The organism is Nocardiopsis sp. NPDC049922, assembly GCF_040660275.1.
Lineage (GTDB): Bacteria > Actinomycetota > Actinomycetes > Streptosporangiales > Streptosporangiaceae > Nocardiopsis.
This window is the reverse complement of record NZ_JBFAME010000004.1, coordinates 364,575-385,545: the sequence shown is the minus strand read 5'-3', so window position 1 is coordinate 385,545 and position 20,971 is coordinate 364,575. Positions and strand designations below refer to the sequence as shown.

Genomic DNA, 20,971 nt, shown 5'->3' with positions numbered 1-20,971 from the left:
TCCGTGAGGAGATCCCCTCCATGGACGTCCACAAGTCCGGCGACGACAGCTCCAGGAAGACGTGGATCACGGTGCTCGTGATCGTCGGCGTCATCGTCCTGATCCTGGTACTTGTCGGCGCGTGCGGCAACAGCGGCGCCACCGACTACTGCCCCGACGACGACTACGTCTTGGACCCGACCTACGACGACGACGAGTGCGAGGGCGACTCCCACTCCGGCGGAGGCGGTTTCTTCTTCTTCGGCGGAATCGGCGGCGGCGGCAGCAGCGGCAGCGGCTCGAACAGCAGCGGAAGCGGCAGCGACTTCCGCGGCGGCGGCTCCGGGTTCGGCAAGTAGGAACGAGTACCCTTCGGGCACGTCAGGGCACACGTCCCCGACGAACGACCCCCTTCCCCCAACCTCGCAGGCAAGGATCATGAACGACCTTCTCCTCAACTCCCTGTCCGCCCTCGCCTACGGCGGCGTCGGCGTCGCCGTCCTCATCGTGGGCTACCTCGTCGTCGACCTGCTCACCCCGGGGAAGCTGCACACGCTGATCTGGGAGGAGCGCAACACCAACGCCGTCCTGCTGGTGTCGGCCAACACGCTGGGCACGGCCATCGTCGTGTTCTCGGCGATCCTCAGCAGCGAGTCCGAGGCGGGCCTGGGCGCCGGTCTGCTCTCCACCGCGGTCTACGGCGCGATCGGACTCGCCGCCATGGCGCTGGCCTTCGTCCTCATCGACGTCATCACCCCGGTCAAGATCGCCCGGATGATCAGCAGCGCCGAGCCGCACCCGGCCACCTGGGTCAGCGCCACCGCGCACGTGGCGATCGCCCTGGTGATCGCGGCCGCCCTCACCTGAGGACCGAGAACCACCACCCGGGCCGACCCCGGACTCCGGTCGGCCACCCCGCAGAGTGAGGCATGTTCCGGTGACCGAGACCACCACCCGCTCCTCGACCGGCCTGCCGGTCCCGCCGCGCGTGGCGCGGTTCCTCGTGCTGACGGCGGTGTTCGTCTGCGCCGCGTGCGGTCTGGTGTACGAGTTGGCGCTGGTGGCGATCGGCAGCTACCTGCTCGGCGACACCATCACCCAGGCCTCCGTGGTGCTGTCGGTGATGGTGTTCGCCATGGGGGTCGGCTCGCTGCTGTCGAAGCGGCTCCAGGGCAACCCGGCGCTGTCCTTCGCGGTCGTGGAGGGGCTGCTGTCGCTGGTCGGCGGCCTGTCGGTCCTGCTGCTGTACGGGGCGTTCGCCTGGTTCTCCGCCTACCAGCCCGCGCTGGTCCTGCTCGCGTTCGTCATCGGCGCGCTGATCGGTGTGGAGATCCCGCTGCTGATGACGCTCATCCAGCGGATCCGCAAGCAGGACGCCTCCGACGCGGTCGCCGACCTGTTCGCGGCGGACTACGTCGGCGGTCTCATCGGCGGTCTGGCCTTCCCGTTCCTGCTGCTCCCCCTCCTCGGCCTGCCCAAGGGCTCGGTCACGGTCGGCGCGCTCAACGCCGTGGTGGGGGTGGCGGTCGTGCTGTGGCTGTTCCGCTCCCAGCTGGGCAAGCGCGCGTACGCGGCGCTGACCGGCGGGCTGATCCTGGTCCTCGGTCTGCTCGGACTGGCCTTCGCCTACGCCGACCAGTTCGAGATCGACGCGCGCCAGGCCCTGTACCGCGACCCGATCGTGCACGCCGAGCGGTCGGAGTACCAGGAGATCGTGCTCACGCGGTCGCTGGACGGCGAGGACGTGCGGATGTTCCTCAACGGGTCGCTCCAGTTCTCCTCCCTGGACGAGTACCGCTACCACGAGTCGCTGACCCACCCGGTGATGGACGGCCCCCGCGAGGACGTGCTCGTGCTGGGCGGCGGCGACGGCCTGGCGCTGCGGGAGATCCTCGCCTACGACGACGTGTCCTCGGTGACCGTCGTCGATCTCGACCCCGCCGTCGTGGAACTGGCGTCGACCGACCCGGTGATCAGCGGACTCAACGAGGACTCGTTCGAGGATCCGCGCGTGGAGGTGGTGCACACCGACGCCTTCCGCTGGCTCCAGGAGAACGGGCGGGAGTTCGACGCGGTGGTCGCCGACCTTCCGGACGGGGACGACGTCGGCACCTCGAAGCTGTACTCCGCGGAGTTCTACGCGCTGATCGCCGAGGCCCTGCCCGACGACGGGCGGCTCGTCGTGCAGGCGGGTTCCCCGTTCTTCGCGCCGGAGGCGTTCTGGAGCGTGGGCCGCACCCTGGAGGAGGCCGGGCTGGCGGCCACCCCGTACAACGTGGACGTGCCCTCGTTCGGGAACTGGGGGTTCTACCTGGCCACCACGGGTGAGGCACCGGCCCCGGCCCTGCCCGACGACGCGCCGCCGCTGCGCTTCCTCGACGACGACCTGATGGCCGCCGCGCTCGTGTTCCCGAGGGACCGGCGCGACCCCGGGGTCGAGGCGTCCACCCTGATGCGGCCGAGCGTGATCGAGTACCACCAGGGCGCCTGGCGCGGGTACTGACGAGGCGGCGCCGTGCCCGGAACCCCTGCGGGCTCCGGGCCCTCGAACGCCGGCACCGCGCGGCCTGGAAACTCGGGCCGGTGGGCGGCCACGCGGTGGAACTGATCGGGCGGACGTCACCATCGTGCCCCAAGGTGCGTGATTCGGGGGTAACGCCACGCCGCGCCGCGTACCGCCCGGGACAACCCTGACCCGGCCTTACCCTCCCCTGTCAGACGACGCCGGGCACCGTGCGCACACACGGCGCGGCCCGGGCCGATCACCGACCCGGGCCGCGCCCGTCCGACCCCGGAAGCCCTCACTCCTCCGGGCCCGGACACCTGTCCTAGCTGTCGAAACCCAGACCCATCGCGTCCAGGGTCCGCAGCCAGAGGTTCCTCCTGCCGTCATTCCGGTCGGCGGCGGCCGTCGCCCGGAGCGTCAGCCCGATCCCCAGCGACCGCACCGGCTCCGGCGGGAACGGCAGCGGCTTCTCCCGCACCATCCGCAGCCGCGTGCGCTCGGTGTCCAGGCCGTCCAGCCTGTCGAGCATCACCTGCGCGCCGAAGCGCGTCGCCCCGACGCCCAGGCCCGTGTACCCCACGGCGTAGGCCAGCCGCCCCTGGTACGCCGTGCCGAAGAACCCGGAGAACCGGCTGCACGTGTCGATCACCCCGCCCCAGGTGTGCGTGAACCGCACGCCCTCCAGCTGCGGGAAGTTCTCGAAGAAGTGCTCCGCCAGCTTCTGGAAGGTCTCCGGCCGCTGGTCGTACTCCGGGCGCACCTTGCCCCCGTAGTGGTGGACGACGTCGTACCCGCCCCACAGGATCCGGTTGTCCGAGGTCAGCCGGTAGTAGTGGAAGAAGTTCGACGCGTCGCTCAGGCCCTGGCGACCCTTCCACCCGATCGACGCCATCTGCTCGTCGCTCAGCGGCTCGGTCATCAGCGCGTAGTCGTACACCGGCGCGAGGTAGTGCTTCAGGCGGCGCAGCGGCCCCGGGAAGGCTCCCGTGCCCCAGGCGACCTTCGAGGCGTGCAGTGCTCCCCCGCTCGTCTCCAGGCGCAGCCCGGAGTGCGTGGACCGGATCGCGCGCACCGGCGTGTTCTCGAAGATCCGCACGCCCGACTCCAGGCACGCGGCCCGCAGACCCCAGGCCAGCTTGGCCGGGTGGATCATGGCGACCGCGTCGGGCTCGTACAGCGCGCCGACGTAGGTGGGCGAGTCCACCTCCTGACGCGTCCGCTCGGCGTCCCACACCTGGGCCTCGTAGCCCAGCGCGTGCAGGGCCGCCGCCGACTCCTCGAAGCCCTCCGCCTGCCACGGCGCGGTCGCCGCGAGGATCTCCCCGGTGCGCTCGAACTCGCACTCGATCCCGTACCGCCGAACCGCCTCCTCGATCCCGTCGAGGTTGGCGCGGCCCTGCCGTTCCAGCTCGGCGATCTCCTCGGGCCAGCGCTCGGCCCCGTTGTCGTACCCGTGCGTGAGGCTGGCCGCGCAGAAACCGCCGTTGCGCCCGGAGGCGGCCCATCCGGCGGTTCTGGCCTCCACCAGCACCACGTCACGCTCGGGGTCGCGCTCCTTGGCGACGAGCGCGGTCCACAGTCCGCTGAACCCGCCGCCGACCACGACGAGGTCGGCGTGCACGTCACCGGTCAGGGACGGCGCCGCCTCGGGCGCGTCGTGGCCCTCGATCTCCGGGTCCAGCCAGAAGACCTTCGGGCGAGCGCCCTCCAGCGCCCTCTCCGCTCGCGCGGTCGCTCCGTCGGCCATGCGTTATCACTCCGTCTGTCGATGACCGTGTCCGCCGACAGCCGGCGGGCACGGGTCCCCGGTCTGGGGAAGGGAGAGGCGGTCCGGCATGGACGGATGGTGCCGGATCACCTCCCCGACCGCACGTGCGACACACCCGGGATCCGGGATCTCCGGGTGCGACCACGGCGGGGTCCTCGGTTGGGGCGGGCGTCCCGCGGGCGCGCCCGCCCCGCTCACCGCCTGCGTCGGCTCATGATGACGTTGACCACCGCCAGGGCCACGCCGACCAGGAACAGCAGCGTGCCCATCACGTTGACCTGCGGCGGGATGCCCACACGGGTGGTGCCCCAGATCCACAGCGGGAAGGTCGTCACGTCACCGCTGACGAACGAGGTGATGATGTAGTCGTCGATGGACAGCGCGAAGGCCAGCAGCCCGCCCGACATCACCGCCGGGAACAGCATCGGCAGCGTGACCAGGCGGAACGTGGTGAACGGCCCGGCGCCCAGGTCGCGGGCGGCCTCCTCCAGGCTCGGGTCCAGCGTGATGACGCGCGCCCGCACCGTGATGGCCACGAAGGACACGCAGAACATCACGTGCGACACGACCGTGGTCCAGTAGCCCGTGGTCACGTTCATCATGAGGAACGTGGACAGCAGGGCCGCGCCGATGACCACCTCGGGCGCGCTGATCGCGGAGAACATCACCAGGTTGGTGAGCTGCTTGCCCCGGAAGGTGAAGCGGCCCAGCGCCAGTCCGAGCAGGGTGCCCAGCGCTCCGGAGATCACCATCGTCAGGAGCGCGATGCTCACCGAGTTGAACATCGCCTGGTTCAGGTCCGGGTAGGCCAGCGCGTCCCCGTACCAGCGGAACGTGAACCCCTGCCAGGTGACGTTGTGCCGCCCGGCCGGATCGTTGAAGCTGAACGCCGCCATGAACAGGATCGGCAGGAACAGCCAGGCCAGGGCCGCGATCGTGTAGACGCGTCCCCAGTCGATCCGCCGCCGCGCACGCGGGGGCCGTCCCCCGGCCGCGGCCTCGGCGCCCCCGGGACCGCTCGGCGCGGCCCCTCCGGACACCGTGGGTGTGTCGACTCCGGTGCTCACGTGTGCACCTCCATGACCCGTTCGGTTCCCAGGGCCCGCGCGTAGCTGAAGATGCCGACCAGCAGCAGCCCCATGAGGACGAACGTGATCGCCCCGGCGATCGGGTAGTTGTTGTTGACCAGGTACTGGGTCTGGATGACGTTGCCGATCATCGTGTTGTGCGTGCCGCCCAGGACCGACGAGTTCACGTAGTCGGAGCTGGTCGGGATGAAGGTCATCAGCACACCGGCGAACACTCCGGGCAGCGACACCGGCAGGATCACCCGGAGGAAGGCCTGGATCCGGCCCGCGTACAGGTCGTGGGCGGCCTCCACCATCCGCGGGTCCATGCGCTCCAGCACCGCGTAGATCGGCAGGACCATGAACGGCAGGAAGTTGTAGGCCAGGCCCAGGATGACCGCGGGCGAGGAGTTGAGCACGGCGAAGTCGCCCGGGATCAGCCCGATCGACTTCAGCGGGCCCAGCACGACGCCGCTGTCGGCGAGCAGGAACCGCCACGAGATGGTCCGCAGCACGAACGACACGAAGAACGGCAGCAGGATCAGCAGCAGGTACGTGGACTTGTGCGCCCCGCCCCGGAAGGCGATCCAGTAGGCCATCGGGTAGCCGATGACGATGCACAGCAGCGTGGCGCAGGCGCCGTAGAACAGGGAGCGGACGATCTGCTCCCAGTACGTGGTGACGGCGGTGACGTAGTTGCCCACCTCGAAGGTCTGCTGGAAGCCGGTGACCACGTTGCCGGTGGTCAGGGACAGCGACACCATGCCGCCGATGGGGACGACGAAGAACAGGGCCAGCCAGGCCCAGGCTGGCAGGACCAGCACGTACGGGGTGTACTTACGGTTGCTCATGGCGGTCAGCTCTGCGTGATGGCGTGGAAGAGGGACGCGAACCCCTCCTGCTCCTCGGCTGGCAGGTTCACGTAGTTGTGCAGCCGCTGGTACTCCGCCTCGGTCGGGAAGACCAGCGGGCTCTCCGCCATCTCCCTGAGCTCCTCGGCGCGCTCGGTGTCGCCCTCGGCGGCGGCCCACTCCTGGAAGACCTCCTGCACGTAGGGGACCGGCGTGATGTAGGCGATGTACTCGGTGAGCCCGGCCTGGATCTCCGGCTCGTACAGGAAGTTCATCAGCTCGATCGCGTCGACCGGCGCCTGCGAGGTGTAGGGGATCATCATGCAGTCCGTCCAGAGGGTGGCTCCCTCCTCGGGGACGACGAACTTGAGGTTCGTGCCCTCCTCGGCGTTCTGCTGGTAGATGTCGCCCGACCAGGCCATGGTCATCCACAGGTCGCCGTTGGTCAGCGGCTGGATGAAGTCCTGCTCGTAGTAGGCGCGCACGATCCCGGCGTCGCGCTGCTCCCGGAGCACGTCGGCGGCGGCCTCCCAGTCCTGCTGGGTGGAGTCGGCGGGGTTGACGCCGTTGTACAGCAGACCGAAGTTGGCGATCTCCTGGGCGTCGGACATCATGCCCACCTTGCCCGCGAACTCGGGGTCCCACAGGTCGGCGATGCTCGTGATCTCCCGGTCGACGTACTCCGGGTTGTAGGCGATGCCGGTGATGCCCGAGGTGTAGGGGATGGTGTAGCGGTTGCCGGGGTCGTAGGCGGTGACCTTGTAGGCCTCGCCCGCGTAGTCGGCGAAGTTGCCGAGCCGGGTGTGGTCCAGCTGCACGAGGTAGCCGAGTTCGATCAGCTTGGCCAGCTCGAAGCCGTTGGGCAGGACCATCAGGTCGTAGCCGGTGTCGTCGCCGCTGGCCAGCTTGGGCTGGATCTGCCCGAAGAACTGCGCCGCCTCCTGCACGTCCTCCTTGTAGTCCACCTCGATCCCGGTCGCCTCGGTGAACTGCTGGAGCTGCGTGCGCTCGGAGTCCATGTACAGCGGCCAGTTGCCGAACCGCAGGGAGCCGGTCCGCTCCTTGTCGCCCCAGTAGTTCTCGACGGACTCGGTCTCGCGCTGCTGGCCGCCGACACCGCAGGCGGAGAGGGCGAGCGCGGCTGCGGCGACGCCGCCCGCCTGGAGCGTGCCGCGGCGGCTGATGCCGGGCACGGCCAGCGGGCCGCGCTGGCGGCGGCGGGTCAGCCCGCGCAGGAGCTGCTGCTGGGCGGTGGTGGGTGACGGGCGAGAGCTGTGGTTCATGTCGTCGTTCCCTGCTTCTGGTCGGGGGATGCGGCTGTGGTGACCGGCTCTGGGCCGGGTCACGGTGACCGGGTCGGGCGGGCTCTGGAGCGGGTCGGCCCGGTCGCGGTCGTGGTCGTGTCAGTCGGACAGCGCGTAGGAGTGTTCGGGTGTCCAGGACAGCCACACCCGTGCGCCGCGTTCGGCGACGAGGCCGGAGCCCGAGGTGTTCTGCTGGTAGACGGTGACCTGCTGGTCGGCGCCGATGTCGACCTGGTAGTGCGTGGCCGAGCCGAGGTAGACCGTCTCGGTGACCGTGCCCGGCACGCGGCTGACCGCCCCCTCGGGCTCGTCCACGGCGATGCGGACCTTCTCCGGCCGCACGGTCAGGTGGACCTCGGCGCCCGCCTCGGTGCCGTCGGGCAGTCCGGCGGCCAGGGCGGTCGCGCCGTCGCCGACCTCGACCCGCCACGCCCCCGCGTCCGTGCGGTCCCCGACCGTCCCGGTGAGCAGGTTGCTGGTGCCGATGAAGTCGGCGACGAACCGCGTGGCGGGGCGCTCGTAGATCTCGGCGGGCGTGCCGAGCTGCTCGACGCGGCCGTGGTTCATCACCGCGATGCGGTCCGACATCGTCAGCGCCTCGCCCTGGTCGTGGGTGACGTAGACGAAGGTGATGCCGACCTCGCGCTGGATGCGCTTGAGCTCGACCTGCATGGACTGGCGGAGCTTGAGGTCGAGGGCGCCCAGGGGCTCGTCGAGCAGGAGCGCGCTGGGCTGGTTGACCAGCGCCCGGGCCAGCGCGACCCGCTGCTGCTGGCCGCCGGAGAGCTGGGAGGGCCGGTGCTTGGCGCGGTGGCCGAGTTCCACGAGGTCGAGCATCTCCGCGACCCTGGTGCGGATCTCCGCCTTGGCGACGCCGCGCCGCCGGAGCCCGAACGCCACGTTCTCGGCGACGCTCATGTGCGGGAAGAGCGCGTAGCTCTGGAAGACCATGTTGACGTCGCGGTGGTTGGCCGAGATCCCGGTGACGTCGCGGCCGTCGAGCCGGACGACGCCCGCGGTCGGCTCCTCGAACCCGGCGATCATCCGCATGGTGGTGGTCTTGCCGCAGCCCGACGGCCCGAGCAGCGAGAAGAACTCCCCCTGGGCGATGGTCAGGTCGACCCCGGCCACGGCCGTGACCGTCTCCGAACCCGAGCGGAAGGACTTGGTCACGCCCTCCAGGCTGATGGCCGGGGCCTGCGCCGGGTCCAGGGTCTCGGCGGGCGCCTCGGGCGGAGATGTCGTGGTGCTTGTGGCCATGGCGGGGAGGCTCCTGTCAGCTCTCGTTCCTGGTGTTGGGGGATGCCGGTCGGGCAGCTCGCCCGGCCGGGCGACCGCCCGGCCGGGGTCCCGGTCAGCCGCCGGGTCGGACGCCGGGTCAGTCACCGATGTAGCTCATGACGTGCTTGATCCGCGTGTACTCGTCGAAGGAGTACATCGACAGGTCCTTGCCGTAGCCGGAGTGCTTGAAGCCGCCGTGCGGCATCTCCGCGGTGATCGGGATGTGGGTGTTGATCCACACGCAGCCGAAGTCGAGGCGGCGGGAGACCCGCAGCGCCCGGGCGTGGTCCCTGGTCCAGACACTGGAGGCCAGGCCGTACTCGACCGAGTTGGCCCACCGGACGGCGGTGTCCTCGTCGGTGAAGCGCTGGACGGTGATGACCGGGCCGAAGATCTCGTCGGTCACCAGCTCGTCGCCCTGCTGGAGGCCGGACACGACCGTGGGCGCGTAGAAGTAGCCCTCGTCGCCGACCCGCTGACCGCCGGCGAGGATCTCGGCGTGGTCCGGGGTGCGCTCGACGAACCCGCTGACCCGGGCGAGCTGGTTCGCGTTGTTGACCGGGCCGAACAGCGCGTCGGGGTTGCTCGGCGGGGCGGTCACGGTGCCGCGCGCCTGTTCGGCCAGGGCGGCGGCGAAGTCGTCGTGGATGCCCGGTGCGGCGAGGACGCGGGTGGCGGCGGTGCAGTCCTGGCCCGCGTTGAAGAACCCGGCCTCGGCGATCCCGGCGGCGGCGCGCTCGACGTCGGCGTCGTCGAAGACGATGACCGGCGCCTTTCCGCCGAGCTCCAGGTGGAGGCGCTTGAGGTCGCGGGAACCGGCCTGCGCGACCTCGAACCCGGCGCGGGTGGAGCCGGTCAGCGAGATGAGCTGCGGGATCTTGTGGTCGACGAGCGCGCGTCCGGTGTCGCGGTCGCCGCAGATCACGTTGAACACGCCCGCGGGAAGGAACTCGGACGCGATCTCGGCGAGCAGCAGCGTGGAGACCGGGGTGGTGTCCGAGGGCTTGAGGACGATGGTGTTGCCCGCCGCCAGCGCGGGGCCGATCTTCCAGGCGGCCATCGCCATCGGGTAGTTCCACGGCGAGATCTGCCCGACGACGCCGATCGGCTCACGGCGGATCCACGAGGTGTGGTCGGCCATGTACTCGCCCGCGGCGCGGCCCTCCAGGTTGCGCGCCGCACCGGCGAAGAACCGGAGCGCGTCCAGGACCTGGGCGATCTCCTCGCTCTTGGTCAGCGCCACGGGCTTGCCGCAGTTGCGCACCTCGGCCTCGACCAGCTCGTCGGCGCGCGCCTCGACGGCGTCGGCGAACCGGTTGAGGGCGATCTGGCGCTCGGCCGGGGTGGTGTCGCGCCAGCCGCCGTCGAAGGCGCGCTGGGCGACCTGGAAGGCGTGGTCGACGTCGGCGGCGGACGAGACAGGAGCCGTGGCGAAGACCTTGCCGGTCGACGGGTCGACGATGTCGCTGCGGATTCCGTCGATCGTGTCGACGTACTCCCCGTTGACGAAGTTCCTGAGATGGTCGAGGTCGTGCCTCTCGGTCACGTCTACTCCCTTGCCTGGTCAAGCACGTTCGCGCGCGGTGTCGGTGTCTCAGGTCACGTTGCCACCTGACACGCACAAGATCAAGTGATTCCGTTGTAAAGGTTCGGTTTCGCGACGGATACTTGACAAAAGCCGCGTCCGTGCCACTATTTCTATAGCGGGTCCATGCAGGGACCCACGGGTCGACCGACCTTCCACACGGTCCCCGCACCCACCCAGCGATCATGGGAGCACCAAGTGGCAGCGAGCCTGAGCCCGCAGGACGTTCAGCGGGCCGCCAAGGACCACCTGTGGATGCACTTCACGGAGATGGCCGCCTACGACGATGCCGACGTCCCCGTCATCACCCGCGGTGAGGGCGTCCACGTCTTCGACTCGAACGGCAAGAAGTACCTGGACGGTCTCGCCGGCCTGTTCGTCTCCCAGGCCGGACACGGCCGCACGGAGATCGCCGACGCCATCGCCGAGCAGGCGAAGGAGCTCGCGTACTTCCCCATCTGGACCTATGCTCACCCGAAGGCCGTCGAGCTGGCCGACCGGCTCGCCGACCTCGCCCCCGGTGACCTGAACCGCGTGTTCTTCACCACCAGCGGCTCCGAGGCCGTCGAGTCCGCCTGGAAGCTCGCCCGCCAGTACTTCAAGACGATCGGCGAGCCGCTCCGGCACAAGGTGATCAGCCGGAAGATCGCCTACCACGGCAGCAGCCTCGGCGCGCTGTCCATCACCGGGCTCCAGGGCATCAAGACCCCGTTCGAGCCGCTGGTGCCGAGCACCATCCAGGTGCCGAACACCGACTTCTACCGCGCGCCCGTCCACGGCGACGACCCCGAGGCCTTCGGCCGCTGGGCCGCCGACCAGATCGAGGACGCGATCCTCCAGAACGACCCGGACACCATCGCCGCGGTCTTCGTCGAGCCGGTGCAGAACTCCGGCGGCTGCTTCCCGCCGCCGCCCGGGTACCTCCAGCGCGTGCGCGAGATCTGCGACCGCTACGGCGTGCTCATGGTCTCCGACGAGGTCATCTGCGCGTTCGGGCGCCTCGGTGAGTACTTCGGCGCCACCAAGTACGGCTACCTGCCGGACATGATCACCTTCGCCAAGGGCGCCACCAGCGGTTACGTGCCGCTGGGCGGTGTGATCGCCCGCGAGCGGCTGATGGAGCCGTTCAAGGAGGAGGGCAACGTCTTCCTGCACGGCGTCACCTTCGCCGGCCACCCGGTCGCCGCGGCCGCCGCGCTCGCCAACATCGACCTGTTCGAGAAGGAGGGCATCCTCGACAACGTGCGCGAGAACGCCCCGGTGTTCCGCGCGACGTTGGAGAAGCTGCTCGACCTGCCGATCGTCGGCGACGTGCGCGGTGACGGGTTCTTCTACGGCATCGAGCTGGTGAAGAACAAGGAGACCAAGGAGGTCTTCACCGCCGAGGAGTCGACCCGACTGCTCAAGGGCTTCCTGTCCCAGGCGCTGTTCGAGGCCGGTCTGGTCTGCCGCGCCGACGACCGCGGCGAGCCCGTCGTGCAGCTGTCGCCGCCGCTGACCTGCGGCCCGGAGCACTTCGACGAGATGGAACGCATCCTGCGCAAGGTCCTCACGGAGGCGTGGGAGCGGATCTGACCCCGCCACACCCCCGATCCGCGTGTCCCCGCCCCCGACTTCCGGGCGGGGGCACGCCCCGTTTCAGGTCGGTCTGGAGTTCCGACCCGTGGCGATGGTGGGGGCTATGAGGGCTGCTTACCGGTGCCGTTGCACATCGGGCAGGGGATGACGATGGCTTGGCCGTCGTGGTTCTGCGTGATCTCCTTCTTGCCTTTGCAATGGAAGCAGTTCACTTCCTTGCGGTGTTGTCCCATGGACCTTCCGTCCCTTCCGCTATGCGATTCTCCGACGAATCCACCCACACGTGCTGCCCCGTCCGGTCGACGGTGACGCCGAGGCGCTCCACACCGGGGCTCCCCCACTTCAGCCACGTGCGGTAGGCGTCCTCCAGCTCGCTCCACAGATCACGCGGGCCGACCTGCATGGCCTCCGCCGAGCCGCCGAGGCCGGTTCCGGACGCTGACGCGTAGGACACGCTGGCCGGATCCCGTAGGGTCCCCCTGTCCTCTCCCCACTCCCAGTTGGTGAGCAGCACCCCGGGCAGGAGCACGGACAGAGCCGCCGTGAACCCGGGTCCGGCCTCGAAGATCCGCGACGGCTCGACCCGTGTCGACGAGTAGCGGGGTTCGTCCACAGGCGGCGGAAGCTCCCCACGCTGGGCGCGCATCATCATGAACGAGGCTCGGCCATGGAACCGGCCGACGGCCTGACCGTCGGAGACGGTGAGCACGAGCTGCTGTCCGCGCACACTGTTGGGCAGCCACGGGAGGGCGATCACGCCACCCGGCCGGGTCTGCTCCACCCACGCGTAGGGAACTGTGCTGATCCCGCAGGTCACGTGTACCCGGTCGTAGGGCGCTCCGTCCGGGTGCCCGAGCGCGCCGTCCCCGATAACGACCCTGGGCGCGAACCCGGCACGTCGCAGGTTCTCCTCGGCCCGTTTGGCGACCTGTTCGTCGACCTCGACCGTGGTCACGGCCTGGTCCCCGAGCCGCGCCGACAGCAGGGCGGCGGTCCAGCCGGTTCCGGCGCCGATCTCCAACACCCGGTCCCCGGGGCGCGGGTCGAGCAGGTCGAGGAAGTCGCCCACGAGGCTGGGCGCTGTCGAGGAACTGGACGGGATCTTGCGGGTGGCCGTCTCCTCGGTCAGCTCGGTCGCGCCGTCGTCGACCTGGGTCAGGATCGTCGTGTCGCTGTACACGGCCGCGCGCCAGCGGTCGGGGTCCTCGGCGCGGTCGATCCAGTGGCTCAGCGCGTCCGACATGGGCGTGGCCTGGGCGCGGTCGGGGATGAAGTACTCGCGCGGCGCGGCGCGGACTTCGTCGGCCCACCCCTGGCCGACGATGGCGGACAGGTCCTCGGGTCCGTACTCCTGGTACACCATGAACCAACGGTAATCAGTCGGTCACGGCACGGCAATGTCCTGGCCACATCCGGTCACCCGGCGTGACCGAACACCCCCACTCGACTGAGCCCCGTAGCTCACGCTCCCGTCCCTGGGGAACCGGGACGGGACGGGGTGCGTCCGAACCGATGACCACTGGTTCGACGTTCGGAGCCCCCCATGCCGCACACACACCAGGAGTTCATCGTCCCCGCCGTGTCCGAAACCTTCCTGGCCGACCTCACCGCCGCCCTGCACGAGGCTCTCACCAGTCTGCGGGTGGAGGACGGTCGCCTGTTGCTCCCGTCTCTGGAGGAGTTCTCCGATCTGGGGTTCGCTCGTTTGATCGAGGCCCACCAAAGCGAGGCGAGGGCGGCGGAGGAGTCGTTGCTGGAGGCCTCGCGTTCCTTCCAAGAGGACGAGACGGAGCCGCTCCCGATGACCCGCGAGGAGTTCGCCGATCTCCTCGGCTGGACCGAGGTCGAGATCGACGCGCGACTGATGCGCGGCGAGCACCTGTTTCCCGGCGCCGTGTACCACGTCCGTCTCCCAGAGATCGAGCGGTGGGCGGGGGAGGACCGCCCGGAGGAAGAGCGCCCCGTCGAAGTGACCGTACACAGGTGGGACCGGACCGGGACGAGCTCGCTGGCGATCGCCTTCCGTGAGCGCGAGCGGGAGTACGACGCGCGGGTGGAGCTGCACTGTACCGCGCGCGGGTTCTCGGGCCTGGAGATCGTGGTGCACACGAGCCGTTCCGGTGGCGAGGAGCCCGAACGGCTGGTCGTGGAGGTAGACGCCGACCGCTGGATGGCCCGGCTACGGGGCGAGCGCGGCCCCGCCCCCGTCTCGATCCGCAGGCCCGTCGCGACCGGGGAGTTGGTGTTCCTGCTGTCTCCGGTCACAGCCGAGGACGGGCGGTGGCGGGTGGCGCTGGACGTGGAGGCCCACGGGGAGGTGGCCGAGGACCCCGCGTGGACCGACGAGGTGGATCTCGCCGAGACGGCCGAGCAGGTCGCCGAGATCTGGCGTCTGTACGTGGCGGATATCGACGTGGCCGACGACCTCCGCCTAGCCGCGAGGGCGCTGCGCAGGGCGGACGCGAGGTTCCCGCTCAGGGTGCTGTGGCCGCTGCCTACCCCCGATCCGGAGGCGGCCCCCGGTCCCACCACCGCTCCGCGTCCTTTCCCTGTGCCAGCACGCCCCGACCTTGAGTACGTGCGGCTCGGGGTGGTGGTGGTCGTGCTGGTGGTCGTGGTCGTGGTCCTGCTGATCCTCGCGTACACCCTCCTGCCCTAGGGACCACCGGGGCGCGGGGAGCGGCGGGACGCAACGGACCCCAGCCGGGCTGACCGGCCGAGATTCCTCCGATTCGGGGCTGGAATCCGTCGCGGAGTGGGAACACTATCGGTGAACACCCGGTAATCCACCGTGTGGGTTCGTCGCATCGAGTCTTCTCCCCCGCTACCCGCAGGAGGCACCCGTGATCGACTACCCGCGGACCTACTTCGGGTGGTCCGCGACCTCGCCCGCCGACTACGCCGACCCCGAGTCCGGTCTCGTCGTGCACTACAACGGACCGGCGACCCACCTCGACGGCCACGCCGCGTGCGTCGCCTACTGGAAGAGCACGCGCGACCACCACGTCAACGGCCGCGGCTGGGCCGACATCGGGTACAGCTTCGGCGTCTCGGTCGAGGGCGGCGTCTTCGAGGGCCGCGGGCTGTTCCGCTACCAGGCCGCCCAGGGCACCAGATCGGGCAACTCCGGCTACTACAGCGTCAGCCTGATGATCGGCGAGGGCGAGCGGCCCACCGACGCGCAGATCGACGGCGTCCGCCGACTGCGCGCCTGGCTCATGTCCGAGCACGGCGTGTCCGGAAGGGTGCTCGGACATCGCGACTTCGTATCCACCTCGTGCCCGGGGAGCGTGCTCTACGCCCTGGTCGAGGACGGCACCTTCACCCAACGCCCAGGGGCTCCCCCAGGATCAGGAGACGACATGCTCGGACTCAAGGTCGGTGACTCCGGAAGCCGCGTCACGCTGCTCCAGCAGATGCTCACGTACGCGGGCGCCAGCCTGCCCGAGCACGGGGTCGACGGCCGCTACGGCCAGGAGACCTCCGACGCCCTGCTCTGGGTGCGCAGGCAGATGGGGTCCAAGGCCACCAGCGGCGACAAGGTCACCAGCTACGCGCTCGCCCAACTCCACGCCCAGGTCGCCCGCCACCAGTCCGCCGCCGCGAGCTGAACCGGAGCGGCGTCCGCCCGTGCTCGGGGTCAGGCCTCGCCCAGCGCCGCGAGCGCCATGACGGCCCCCAGCTCCCAGCACGCCTCCCGGGCCTCGGCGCCCGGCCGACCGGTGACGGAGACCGGCGGGCGCTGGCGCCGCCAGCCCATTCCCTTGGCGATCGACTCCACCGCGCGCACCGCCCCGGACGTGTCGTTGTCGCCGTGCACGAAGAGCGCGTACGGCAGCCCCTCGGTGTCGGTCTGGGCCGGGTAGTACACCGTGTCGAACCAGTGCTTGAGGGCACCGCTCATGTAGCCGATGTTGGCGGGCGTCCCGAGCAGTACGGCGTCGACTTCCAGCAGGTCGATGACGGTCGCGGCCAGGGCTGGCCTCGTCCGCACCTCCACGCCTTCGATATCGTCGGTGTGGGCACCGTCGAGCACCGCGGCCAGCATCTCCTGGGTGGCGGGCGAGACGGTGTGGTGAACGATGAGCAGTCGTGCCATGACCCCACAGTAGGCACGTCGCGTGGGAGAACCGATCCGTTCCCGCGGACGTCTGACCCGACACAGAACGAGCAGCCGCCGATCGCGGGCGCCCCCGGCCGACGCCTCGACCCGAACCGCGGGTAGGGAACCCCTCCCGGGCTCGGGCTCGCCCCGCACCACGGCAGAAAGCCAAGGACCGCCATGAGCCAGCCTCCTCCGAACGACCCCTACCAGGGCCCGCCGCCCGGTATGCCCCCGCAGGGGCCCCACACCGGCGGTCAGCCCCCCATGGGTCCGCCCACCGGCGGTCAGCCGCCCATGGGCCCGCCTCCGGGCGGCCCGGGGATGCCCGGCGACCCGTACAACCAGGGTGACCCGTACGGCCACGGCGGCGACCCGTACAACCAGGGCGGCGCTCCCTACGGCCAGCCCGGCGACCCGTACGCGCAGCAGCACGGTGATCCCTACGCCCAGCAGCACGGCAACCCCTACGCCGCCCCGCCGGTCGACCCGTACGGCAACCCGTACGGCCAGCAGCCCCCGCAGCAGAAGAAGAAGTCCCCGTGGCTCTTCCTCGGGCTGGGCTGCGCCGCGCTGTTCGTGATCGGTGTGGTCCTCGTGGTCCTGCTCGTGGTGGTCTTCAACGGGAACGACTCGGATCCGAGCGTCGCGCCCCGCGACCCCGGTGAGAACTCCCAGGACAACGACCCCGGTGTCGAGGACCCCGAGGCCCCGGAGGCGCCCGCCGACCCCGAGATCGACACCTCCGGCATGGAGACGATCGGCGACGAGTTCGAGCACGAGGGGCTGACGTACGTCGTCACCGGCGTCGACGTGGTCGACGAACTGCAGGGCTACACCCCGGCCGGCGAGTACCTCGTGGTCGAGATCGACGTCGCCGACCCCGACGGCTCCTCCACCTCGTTCTGGATGGACGAGCAGCACGTCTACGAGGACGACGGGACCCAGTACGAGGAGGACTACGACCTCACCCGTGAGATCAACGGCGGCAGCGTCTTCGTCAGCCTCGACGCCGGGGGCGCGTTCTCCAGCGTGACGATCGCCTTCGACGTCCCCGACGCGAGCGCGATCACCCACATGGGCGTCAGCTCGGAGACCTACGGCGGCAACGAGACCAACGTGTCCCTCGTCGACTGAACCGTCGGGTCGCACGACCCCGTTCCCACGGCGACGTGACCGCCGCGAGGGCCGCCGGAACCACCACCGGCGGCCCTCACGCGTGTCCTGTGCGGATCTCTGAAATTCAGCGGAGAATCCGGGTCAAACCTGGCATTTCCTCCGAATATTCACGCCCACTCAACGGACATTACCTACCATCCGTCCCATTAGTGAACCGGCGCAACACGACCGAATCACGGCCGCGAGAATGTCGGACGTTGACCGGCCATTCCCCTCTTCCTTAGGGTGCGACGGCACGCGCACCACCTGCTCCCACCACTCGTGCGAACAGGCCATACGCGGACACTTCAGGCGTTCTTGGCCGCCCGGACCGGGCGGCGCTCAGCAAGGAGCGAGGGAACCATGCCGCACACCGTCCGTGCCGCACTCGTCCAGACCGAGTGGACCGGCGACACCGAATCCATGCTGTCCGCCCACGAGAAGTACGCGCGCGACGCCGCCGCGCAGGGGGCGAAGGTCATCGGCTTCCAGGAGGTCTTCAACGCCCCCTACTTCTGCCAGGTCCAGGAGGCCGAGCACCACCGCTGGGCCGAGCCCGTGCCCGACGGCCCCACGATCACCCGCTTCCAGGCCCTGGCCAAGGAACTCGACATGGTGATGGTCCTGCCGGTCTTCGAGGTCGAGGGGCCCGGCTTCTACTACAACACCGCCGCCGTCATCGACTCCGACGGCAGCTACCTCGGCAAGTACCGCAAGCACCACATCCCCCAGGTCAAGGGCTTCTGGGAGAAGTACTACTTCCGCCCCGGCAACCTCGGGTGGCCGGTCTTCGACACCGCCGTCGGCCGGATCGGCGTCTACATCTGCTACGACCGCCACTTCCCGGAGGGCTGGCGCGCGCTGGGGCTCGGCGGCGCCCAGATCGTGTACAACCCGTCCGCGACCAGCCGCGGCCTGTCCGCCTACCTGTGGAAGCTGGAGCAACCCGCGTCGGCGGTGGCCAACGCCTACTACGTCGCCGCGATCAACCGCGTGGGCGTCGAGGAGTACGGCGACAACGACTTCTACGGGACGAGCTACTTCGTCGACCCGCGCGGCCAGTTCGTCGGCGACGTCGCCTCCGACACCGAGGCGGAGCTGGTCGTACGCGACCTCGACCTCGACCTGATCGACGAGGTCCGCCAGCAGTGGGCCTTCTTCCGGGACCGGCGCCCGGACGCCTACGGCCCACTGGTCGAGGGTTAGGGGGCGGCGAGCATGGGACGCACCGTCATCCGAGGCGGCCTGGTCGTCACCGCGGCGGAGGAGGTCGAGGCCGACGTCCTGGTCGAGGACGAGCGGGTCGCCGCCCTGGCCCTGCGGGGCACCGAGACCGCCGAGAGCTGGGCGCGCGGCGACGCCGCCGTCATCGACGCCGCCGGCCACTACGTCATCCCGGGCGGCGTGGACGCGCACACCCACATGGAGATGCCGTTCGGCGGCACCCAGTCGGCCGACACCTTCGAGACCGGAACCCGGGCCGCGGCCTGGGGCGGCACCACCACCATCGTCGACTTCGCGATCCAGAGCCCCGGCCAGTCCGTCCGCGCCGGAGTGGACACGTGGATGGCCAAGGCGGACGGGACGTGCGCGATCGACTACGCCTTCCACGCCATCCTGTCCGACGTCAACGAGTCCTCGCTCAAGGAGATGGACGTCCTGGTCGACGAGGGCGTCACGTCGTTCAAGCTGTTCATGGCCTACCCGGGTGTCTTCTACAGCGACGACGGCCGGATCCTGCGCGCGATGCAGCGCGGCGCGGCCAACGGCGCGCTGACGATGATGCACGCGGAGAACGGCATCGCCATCGACGTGCTGGTCGAGCAGGCCCTGGCCGAGGGCAGGACCGACCCGCGCCACCACGGCGAGGTCCGCAAGGCGCTGCTGGAGTCGGAGGCCACCCACCGCGCGATCCAGCTCGCCCGCGTGGCCGGGGCGCCGCTGTACGTGGTGCACGTGTCGGCGGGCGAGGCGGTCGAGGAACTGGCCCGCGCCCGGGACAAGGGCCTCAACGTGTTCGGCGAGACCTGTCCGCAGTACCTGTTCCTGTCCACGGACAACCTGGCCGAGCCGGGGTTCGAGGGCGCCAAGTACGTGTGCTCCACGCCGCTGCGGCCCAGGGAGCACCAGGAGCTCCTGTGGCGAGCGCTGCGCACGAACGACCTGTCCGTGGTCTCCACCGACCACTGTCCGTTCTGCTTCACCGGGCAGAAGGACCTGGGCGTGGGCGACTTCTCCAAGATCCCCAACGGCATGCCGGGTGTGGAGAACCGGATGGACCTGCTGCACCAGGCCGTGGTGGACGGGCACATCAGCCGACGGCGGTGGATCGAGATCGCCTGCGCCACGCCCGCCCGCATGTTCGGCCTCCACCCGCGCAAGGGGACGGTGGCGCCGGGGGCGGACGCGGACATCGTGGTCTACGACCCCCGCGCCGAACAGGTCATCTCCGCCGAGACCCACCACATGAACGTCGACTACTCGGCCTACGAGGGCAGACGCGTCACCGGCAGGGCCAGGACGGTGCTGTCGCGCGGGCGCGTCGTGGTCGACGACGGAACCTACCTGGGCGAGGCCGGGCACGGCCGGTACGTGCCCCGGTCCACCTGCCAGTACCTGGTCTGAGAGGAGAGATCAGCATGGACATCGGACTCGTCCTCCAGACCGACCCGCCCGCCGACCTGCTGGTGGAGCGGATGGCGCGCGCCGACGGGCTCGGGTTCACCCACGGGTGGACCTTCGACTCCGTGGTGCTGTGGCAGGAGCCGTTCGTCATCTACAGCCGGATCCTGGAGCGCACGGAGAACCTCGTCGTCGGACCGATGGTGACCAACCCGAGCACGCGGACGTGGGAGGTGACCGCCTCGCTCTTCGCCACGCTCAACGACATGTTCGGGAACCGGACGGTGTGCGGCATCGGGCGCGGCGACTCGGCGATGCGCGTCGCGGGGCGCAAGCCCGCGACCCTGGCGCGGCTGGAGAAGGCGATGTCGGCGATCAGGGACCTCGCCGAGGGGAGGGAGGCGGACGTCGACGGGGCCCCGATGCGCATCCCGTGGGTGCGGGACGGCTCCCTGCCGGTGTGGATGGGCGCCTACGGACCCAGGGCGCTGGACCTGGTGGGCCGGTGCGCCGACGGCTTCATCCTGCAACTGGCCGACCCATACCTGACCGAGTGGATGGTCAAGGCCGTGCGGTCGGCGGCGGCGGACGCCGGTCGGGATCCAGACGACGTGACCGTGTGCGTGGCGGCGCCCGCCTACGTCACGGACGGCTCGGCCGAGGGGTTGGCGCACGCGCGCGAGCAGTGCCGGTGGTTCGGCGGGATGGTGGGCAACCACGTCGCCGACCTGGTGGAGAGGTACGGCGAGCACTCGGGAGCCGTCCCCGAGGAGCTGACCGACTACATCCGCTCCCGGCGGGGCTACGACTACAGCCACCACGGCCGGGCGGGCAACCCGGACACCGAGTTCGTGCCCGACGCCATCGTGGACCGGTTCTGCCTGGTCGGCCCGGTGGAGGAACACGTCGCCAAGCTGGAGCGGCTGCGCCAGGCGGGCGTCGACCAGTTCGCGGTGTACGCGATGCACGACGACGTGGACGGGGTCATCGACGTCTACGGCCGTGAGGTGATCCCGGCCGTGTCCTGAGACACGGAGCCGACACGCGTCTCGCGGACCGTCCGACGTGCGAGACCGACGAACCCCGGGCCGGAGGGTTCCCGGGGCCCGACCCCACGCGCCCTCCGCCCGCCGCGTCCACCCGCCCGGTGGTGCGCGGCGGGCGGAGGGA

The 20,971-nt window shown here is 70.2% G+C and carries 18 protein-coding genes; 10 read left to right on the top strand and 8 right to left on the bottom strand.

Features of this window, described 5'->3' with window-relative positions; all coding sequences use genetic code 11:
* The first annotated feature begins 20 nt into the window (after nucleotides 1–20).
* From AB0I72_RS10745 to AB0I72_RS10735, 3 genes are all read left to right on the top strand, one after another.
* On the top strand, nucleotides 21–338 hold the full coding sequence (locus AB0I72_RS10745) for a hypothetical protein (RefSeq protein ID WP_358565472.1): 318 nt from the start codon (nucleotides 21–23) through the stop codon (nucleotides 336–338).
* Between the two features lie 79 nt (nucleotides 339–417).
* Nucleotides 418–846: a DUF350 domain-containing protein gene (locus AB0I72_RS10740; RefSeq protein WP_358565469.1), complete on the top strand. Its 429-nt coding sequence runs from the start codon at nucleotides 418–420 to the stop codon at nucleotides 844–846.
* Nucleotides 847–916: 70 nt separating this feature from the next.
* On the top strand, nucleotides 917–2,482 hold the full coding sequence (locus tag AB0I72_RS10735) for a polyamine aminopropyltransferase (RefSeq protein WP_358565466.1): 1,566 nt from the start codon (nucleotides 917–919) through the stop codon (nucleotides 2,480–2,482).
* Nucleotides 2,483–2,807: 325 nt separating this feature from the next.
* On the opposite strand, the gene AB0I72_RS10730 is transcribed toward AB0I72_RS10735, so the two are convergent.
* From AB0I72_RS10730 to AB0I72_RS10705, 6 genes are all read right to left on the bottom strand, one after another.
* A complete protein-coding gene (locus tag AB0I72_RS10730; RefSeq protein WP_358565463.1) occupies nucleotides 2,808–4,232 on the bottom strand; it encodes an FAD-dependent oxidoreductase in 1,425 nt (474 codons plus the stop codon).
* Between the two features lie 215 nt (nucleotides 4,233–4,447).
* Nucleotides 4,448–5,212: an ABC transporter permease gene (locus AB0I72_RS10725; RefSeq protein WP_358565646.1), complete on the bottom strand. Its 765-nt coding sequence runs from the start codon at nucleotides 5,210–5,212 to the stop codon at nucleotides 4,448–4,450.
* A gap of 104 nt (nucleotides 5,213–5,316) precedes the next feature.
* Complete coding sequence (locus AB0I72_RS10720) at nucleotides 5,317–6,171, bottom strand: ABC transporter permease (protein WP_358565460.1); 855 nt, start codon at nucleotides 6,169–6,171, stop codon at nucleotides 5,317–5,319.
* A 5-nt stretch (nucleotides 6,172–6,176) separates the two neighbouring features.
* The gene (locus tag AB0I72_RS10715; RefSeq protein WP_358565457.1) at nucleotides 6,177–7,454 is read right to left on the bottom strand and encodes a spermidine/putrescine ABC transporter substrate-binding protein; all 1,278 of its coding nucleotides are present in this window, start codon (nucleotides 7,452–7,454) and stop codon (nucleotides 6,177–6,179) included.
* 120 nt (nucleotides 7,455–7,574) lie between these two features.
* Nucleotides 7,575–8,735 (bottom strand): ABC transporter ATP-binding protein, encoded by a 1,161-nt coding sequence (locus AB0I72_RS10710; RefSeq protein WP_358565454.1) that lies wholly within the window; start codon nucleotides 8,733–8,735, stop codon nucleotides 7,575–7,577.
* A gap of 118 nt (nucleotides 8,736–8,853) precedes the next feature.
* Complete coding sequence (locus AB0I72_RS10705) at nucleotides 8,854–10,302, bottom strand: gamma-aminobutyraldehyde dehydrogenase (RefSeq protein ID WP_358565451.1); 1,449 nt, start codon at nucleotides 10,300–10,302, stop codon at nucleotides 8,854–8,856.
* 237 nt (nucleotides 10,303–10,539) lie between these two features.
* Here AB0I72_RS10705 and AB0I72_RS10700 point away from each other — a divergent pair, with 237 nt between their 5' ends.
* Nucleotides 10,540–11,916 carry an aspartate aminotransferase family protein gene (locus AB0I72_RS10700; protein WP_358565448.1) on the top strand — a complete coding sequence of 459 codons (1,377 nt, stop codon included), beginning with the start codon at nucleotides 10,540–10,542 and terminating at the stop codon, nucleotides 11,914–11,916.
* Nucleotides 11,917–12,127: 211 nt separating this feature from the next.
* On the opposite strand, the gene AB0I72_RS10695 is transcribed toward AB0I72_RS10700, so the two are convergent.
* The gene (locus tag AB0I72_RS10695; protein ID WP_358565445.1) at nucleotides 12,128–13,282 is read right to left on the bottom strand and encodes a methyltransferase domain-containing protein; all 1,155 of its coding nucleotides are present in this window, start codon (nucleotides 13,280–13,282) and stop codon (nucleotides 12,128–12,130) included.
* A 180-nt stretch (nucleotides 13,283–13,462) separates the two neighbouring features.
* On the opposite strand from AB0I72_RS10695, the gene AB0I72_RS10690 reads away from it, so the two are divergent.
* Together AB0I72_RS10690 and AB0I72_RS10685 are read left to right on the top strand one after the other, a co-directional pair.
* Entirely contained in the window at nucleotides 13,463–14,578 is a 1,116-nt protein-coding gene (locus AB0I72_RS10690; protein WP_358565442.1) for a hypothetical protein, read from the top strand.
* 184 nt (nucleotides 14,579–14,762) lie between these two features.
* On the top strand, nucleotides 14,763–15,530 hold the full coding sequence (locus AB0I72_RS10685; RefSeq protein WP_358565439.1) for a peptidoglycan recognition family protein: 768 nt from the start codon (nucleotides 14,763–14,765) through the stop codon (nucleotides 15,528–15,530).
* Nucleotides 15,531–15,559: 29 nt separating this feature from the next.
* Here the strand turns inward: AB0I72_RS10685 and AB0I72_RS10680 are convergent, their stop codons facing one another.
* On the bottom strand, nucleotides 15,560–16,018 hold the full coding sequence (locus AB0I72_RS10680; protein WP_358565436.1) for a flavodoxin: 459 nt from the start codon (nucleotides 16,016–16,018) through the stop codon (nucleotides 15,560–15,562).
* Nucleotides 16,019–16,201: 183 nt separating this feature from the next.
* Between AB0I72_RS10680 and AB0I72_RS10675 the strand changes: the two genes are divergently transcribed.
* The 4 genes from AB0I72_RS10675 (at nucleotide 16,202) to AB0I72_RS10660 (ending at nucleotide 20,829) form a co-directional block, all read left to right on the top strand.
* Nucleotides 16,202–17,158 (top strand): hypothetical protein, encoded by a 957-nt coding sequence (locus AB0I72_RS10675; protein ID WP_358565431.1) that lies wholly within the window; start codon nucleotides 16,202–16,204, stop codon nucleotides 17,156–17,158.
* Nucleotides 17,159–17,542: 384 nt separating this feature from the next.
* Nucleotides 17,543–18,385 carry a nitrilase-related carbon-nitrogen hydrolase gene (locus AB0I72_RS10670; RefSeq protein WP_358565429.1) on the top strand — a complete coding sequence of 281 codons (843 nt, stop codon included), beginning with the start codon at nucleotides 17,543–17,545 and terminating at the stop codon, nucleotides 18,383–18,385.
* A gap of 12 nt (nucleotides 18,386–18,397) precedes the next feature.
* The gene (gene hydA / locus AB0I72_RS10665; RefSeq protein WP_358565426.1) at nucleotides 18,398–19,804 is read left to right on the top strand and encodes a dihydropyrimidinase; all 1,407 of its coding nucleotides are present in this window, start codon (nucleotides 18,398–18,400) and stop codon (nucleotides 19,802–19,804) included.
* Between the two features lie 14 nt (nucleotides 19,805–19,818).
* On the top strand, nucleotides 19,819–20,829 hold the full coding sequence (locus tag AB0I72_RS10660) for a TIGR03842 family LLM class F420-dependent oxidoreductase (protein ID WP_358565423.1): 1,011 nt from the start codon (nucleotides 19,819–19,821) through the stop codon (nucleotides 20,827–20,829).
* The last annotated feature ends 142 nt before the right edge of the window (nucleotides 20,830–20,971 follow it).

Bases quoted from the DNA above. Each gene is read 5' to 3' on its own strand.
- AB0I72_RS10745 (WP_358565472.1), top strand. From the start codon at position 21: ATGGACGTCCACAAGTCCGGCGACGACAGCTCCAGGAAGACGTGGATC.
- AB0I72_RS10740 (WP_358565469.1), top strand. From the start codon at position 418: ATGAACGACCTTCTCCTCAACTCCCTGTCCGCCCTCGCCTACGGCGGC.
- AB0I72_RS10730 (WP_358565463.1), bottom strand. From the start codon at position 4,232: ATGGCCGACGGAGCGACCGCGCGAGCGGAGAGGGCGCTGGAGGGCGCT.
- AB0I72_RS10720 (WP_358565460.1), bottom strand. From the start codon at position 6,171: ATGAGCAACCGTAAGTACACCCCGTACGTGCTGGTCCTGCCAGCCTGG.
- AB0I72_RS10715 (WP_358565457.1), bottom strand. From the start codon at position 7,454: ATGAACCACAGCTCTCGCCCGTCACCCACCACCGCCCAGCAGCAGCTC.
- AB0I72_RS10710 (WP_358565454.1), bottom strand. From the start codon at position 8,735: ATGGCCACAAGCACCACGACATCTCCGCCCGAGGCGCCCGCCGAGACC.
- AB0I72_RS10695 (WP_358565445.1), bottom strand. From the start codon at position 13,282: ATGGTGTACCAGGAGTACGGACCCGAGGACCTGTCCGCCATCGTCGGC.
- AB0I72_RS10690 (WP_358565442.1), top strand. From the start codon at position 13,463: ATGCCGCACACACACCAGGAGTTCATCGTCCCCGCCGTGTCCGAAACC.
- AB0I72_RS10680 (WP_358565436.1), bottom strand. From the start codon at position 16,018: ATGGCACGACTGCTCATCGTTCACCACACCGTCTCGCCCGCCACCCAG.
- AB0I72_RS10675 (WP_358565431.1), top strand. From the start codon at position 16,202: ATGAGCCAGCCTCCTCCGAACGACCCCTACCAGGGCCCGCCGCCCGGT.
- AB0I72_RS10670 (WP_358565429.1), top strand. From the start codon at position 17,543: ATGCCGCACACCGTCCGTGCCGCACTCGTCCAGACCGAGTGGACCGGC.
- hydA (WP_358565426.1), top strand. From the start codon at position 18,398: ATGGGACGCACCGTCATCCGAGGCGGCCTGGTCGTCACCGCGGCGGAG.
- AB0I72_RS10660 (WP_358565423.1), top strand. From the start codon at position 19,819: ATGGACATCGGACTCGTCCTCCAGACCGACCCGCCCGCCGACCTGCTG.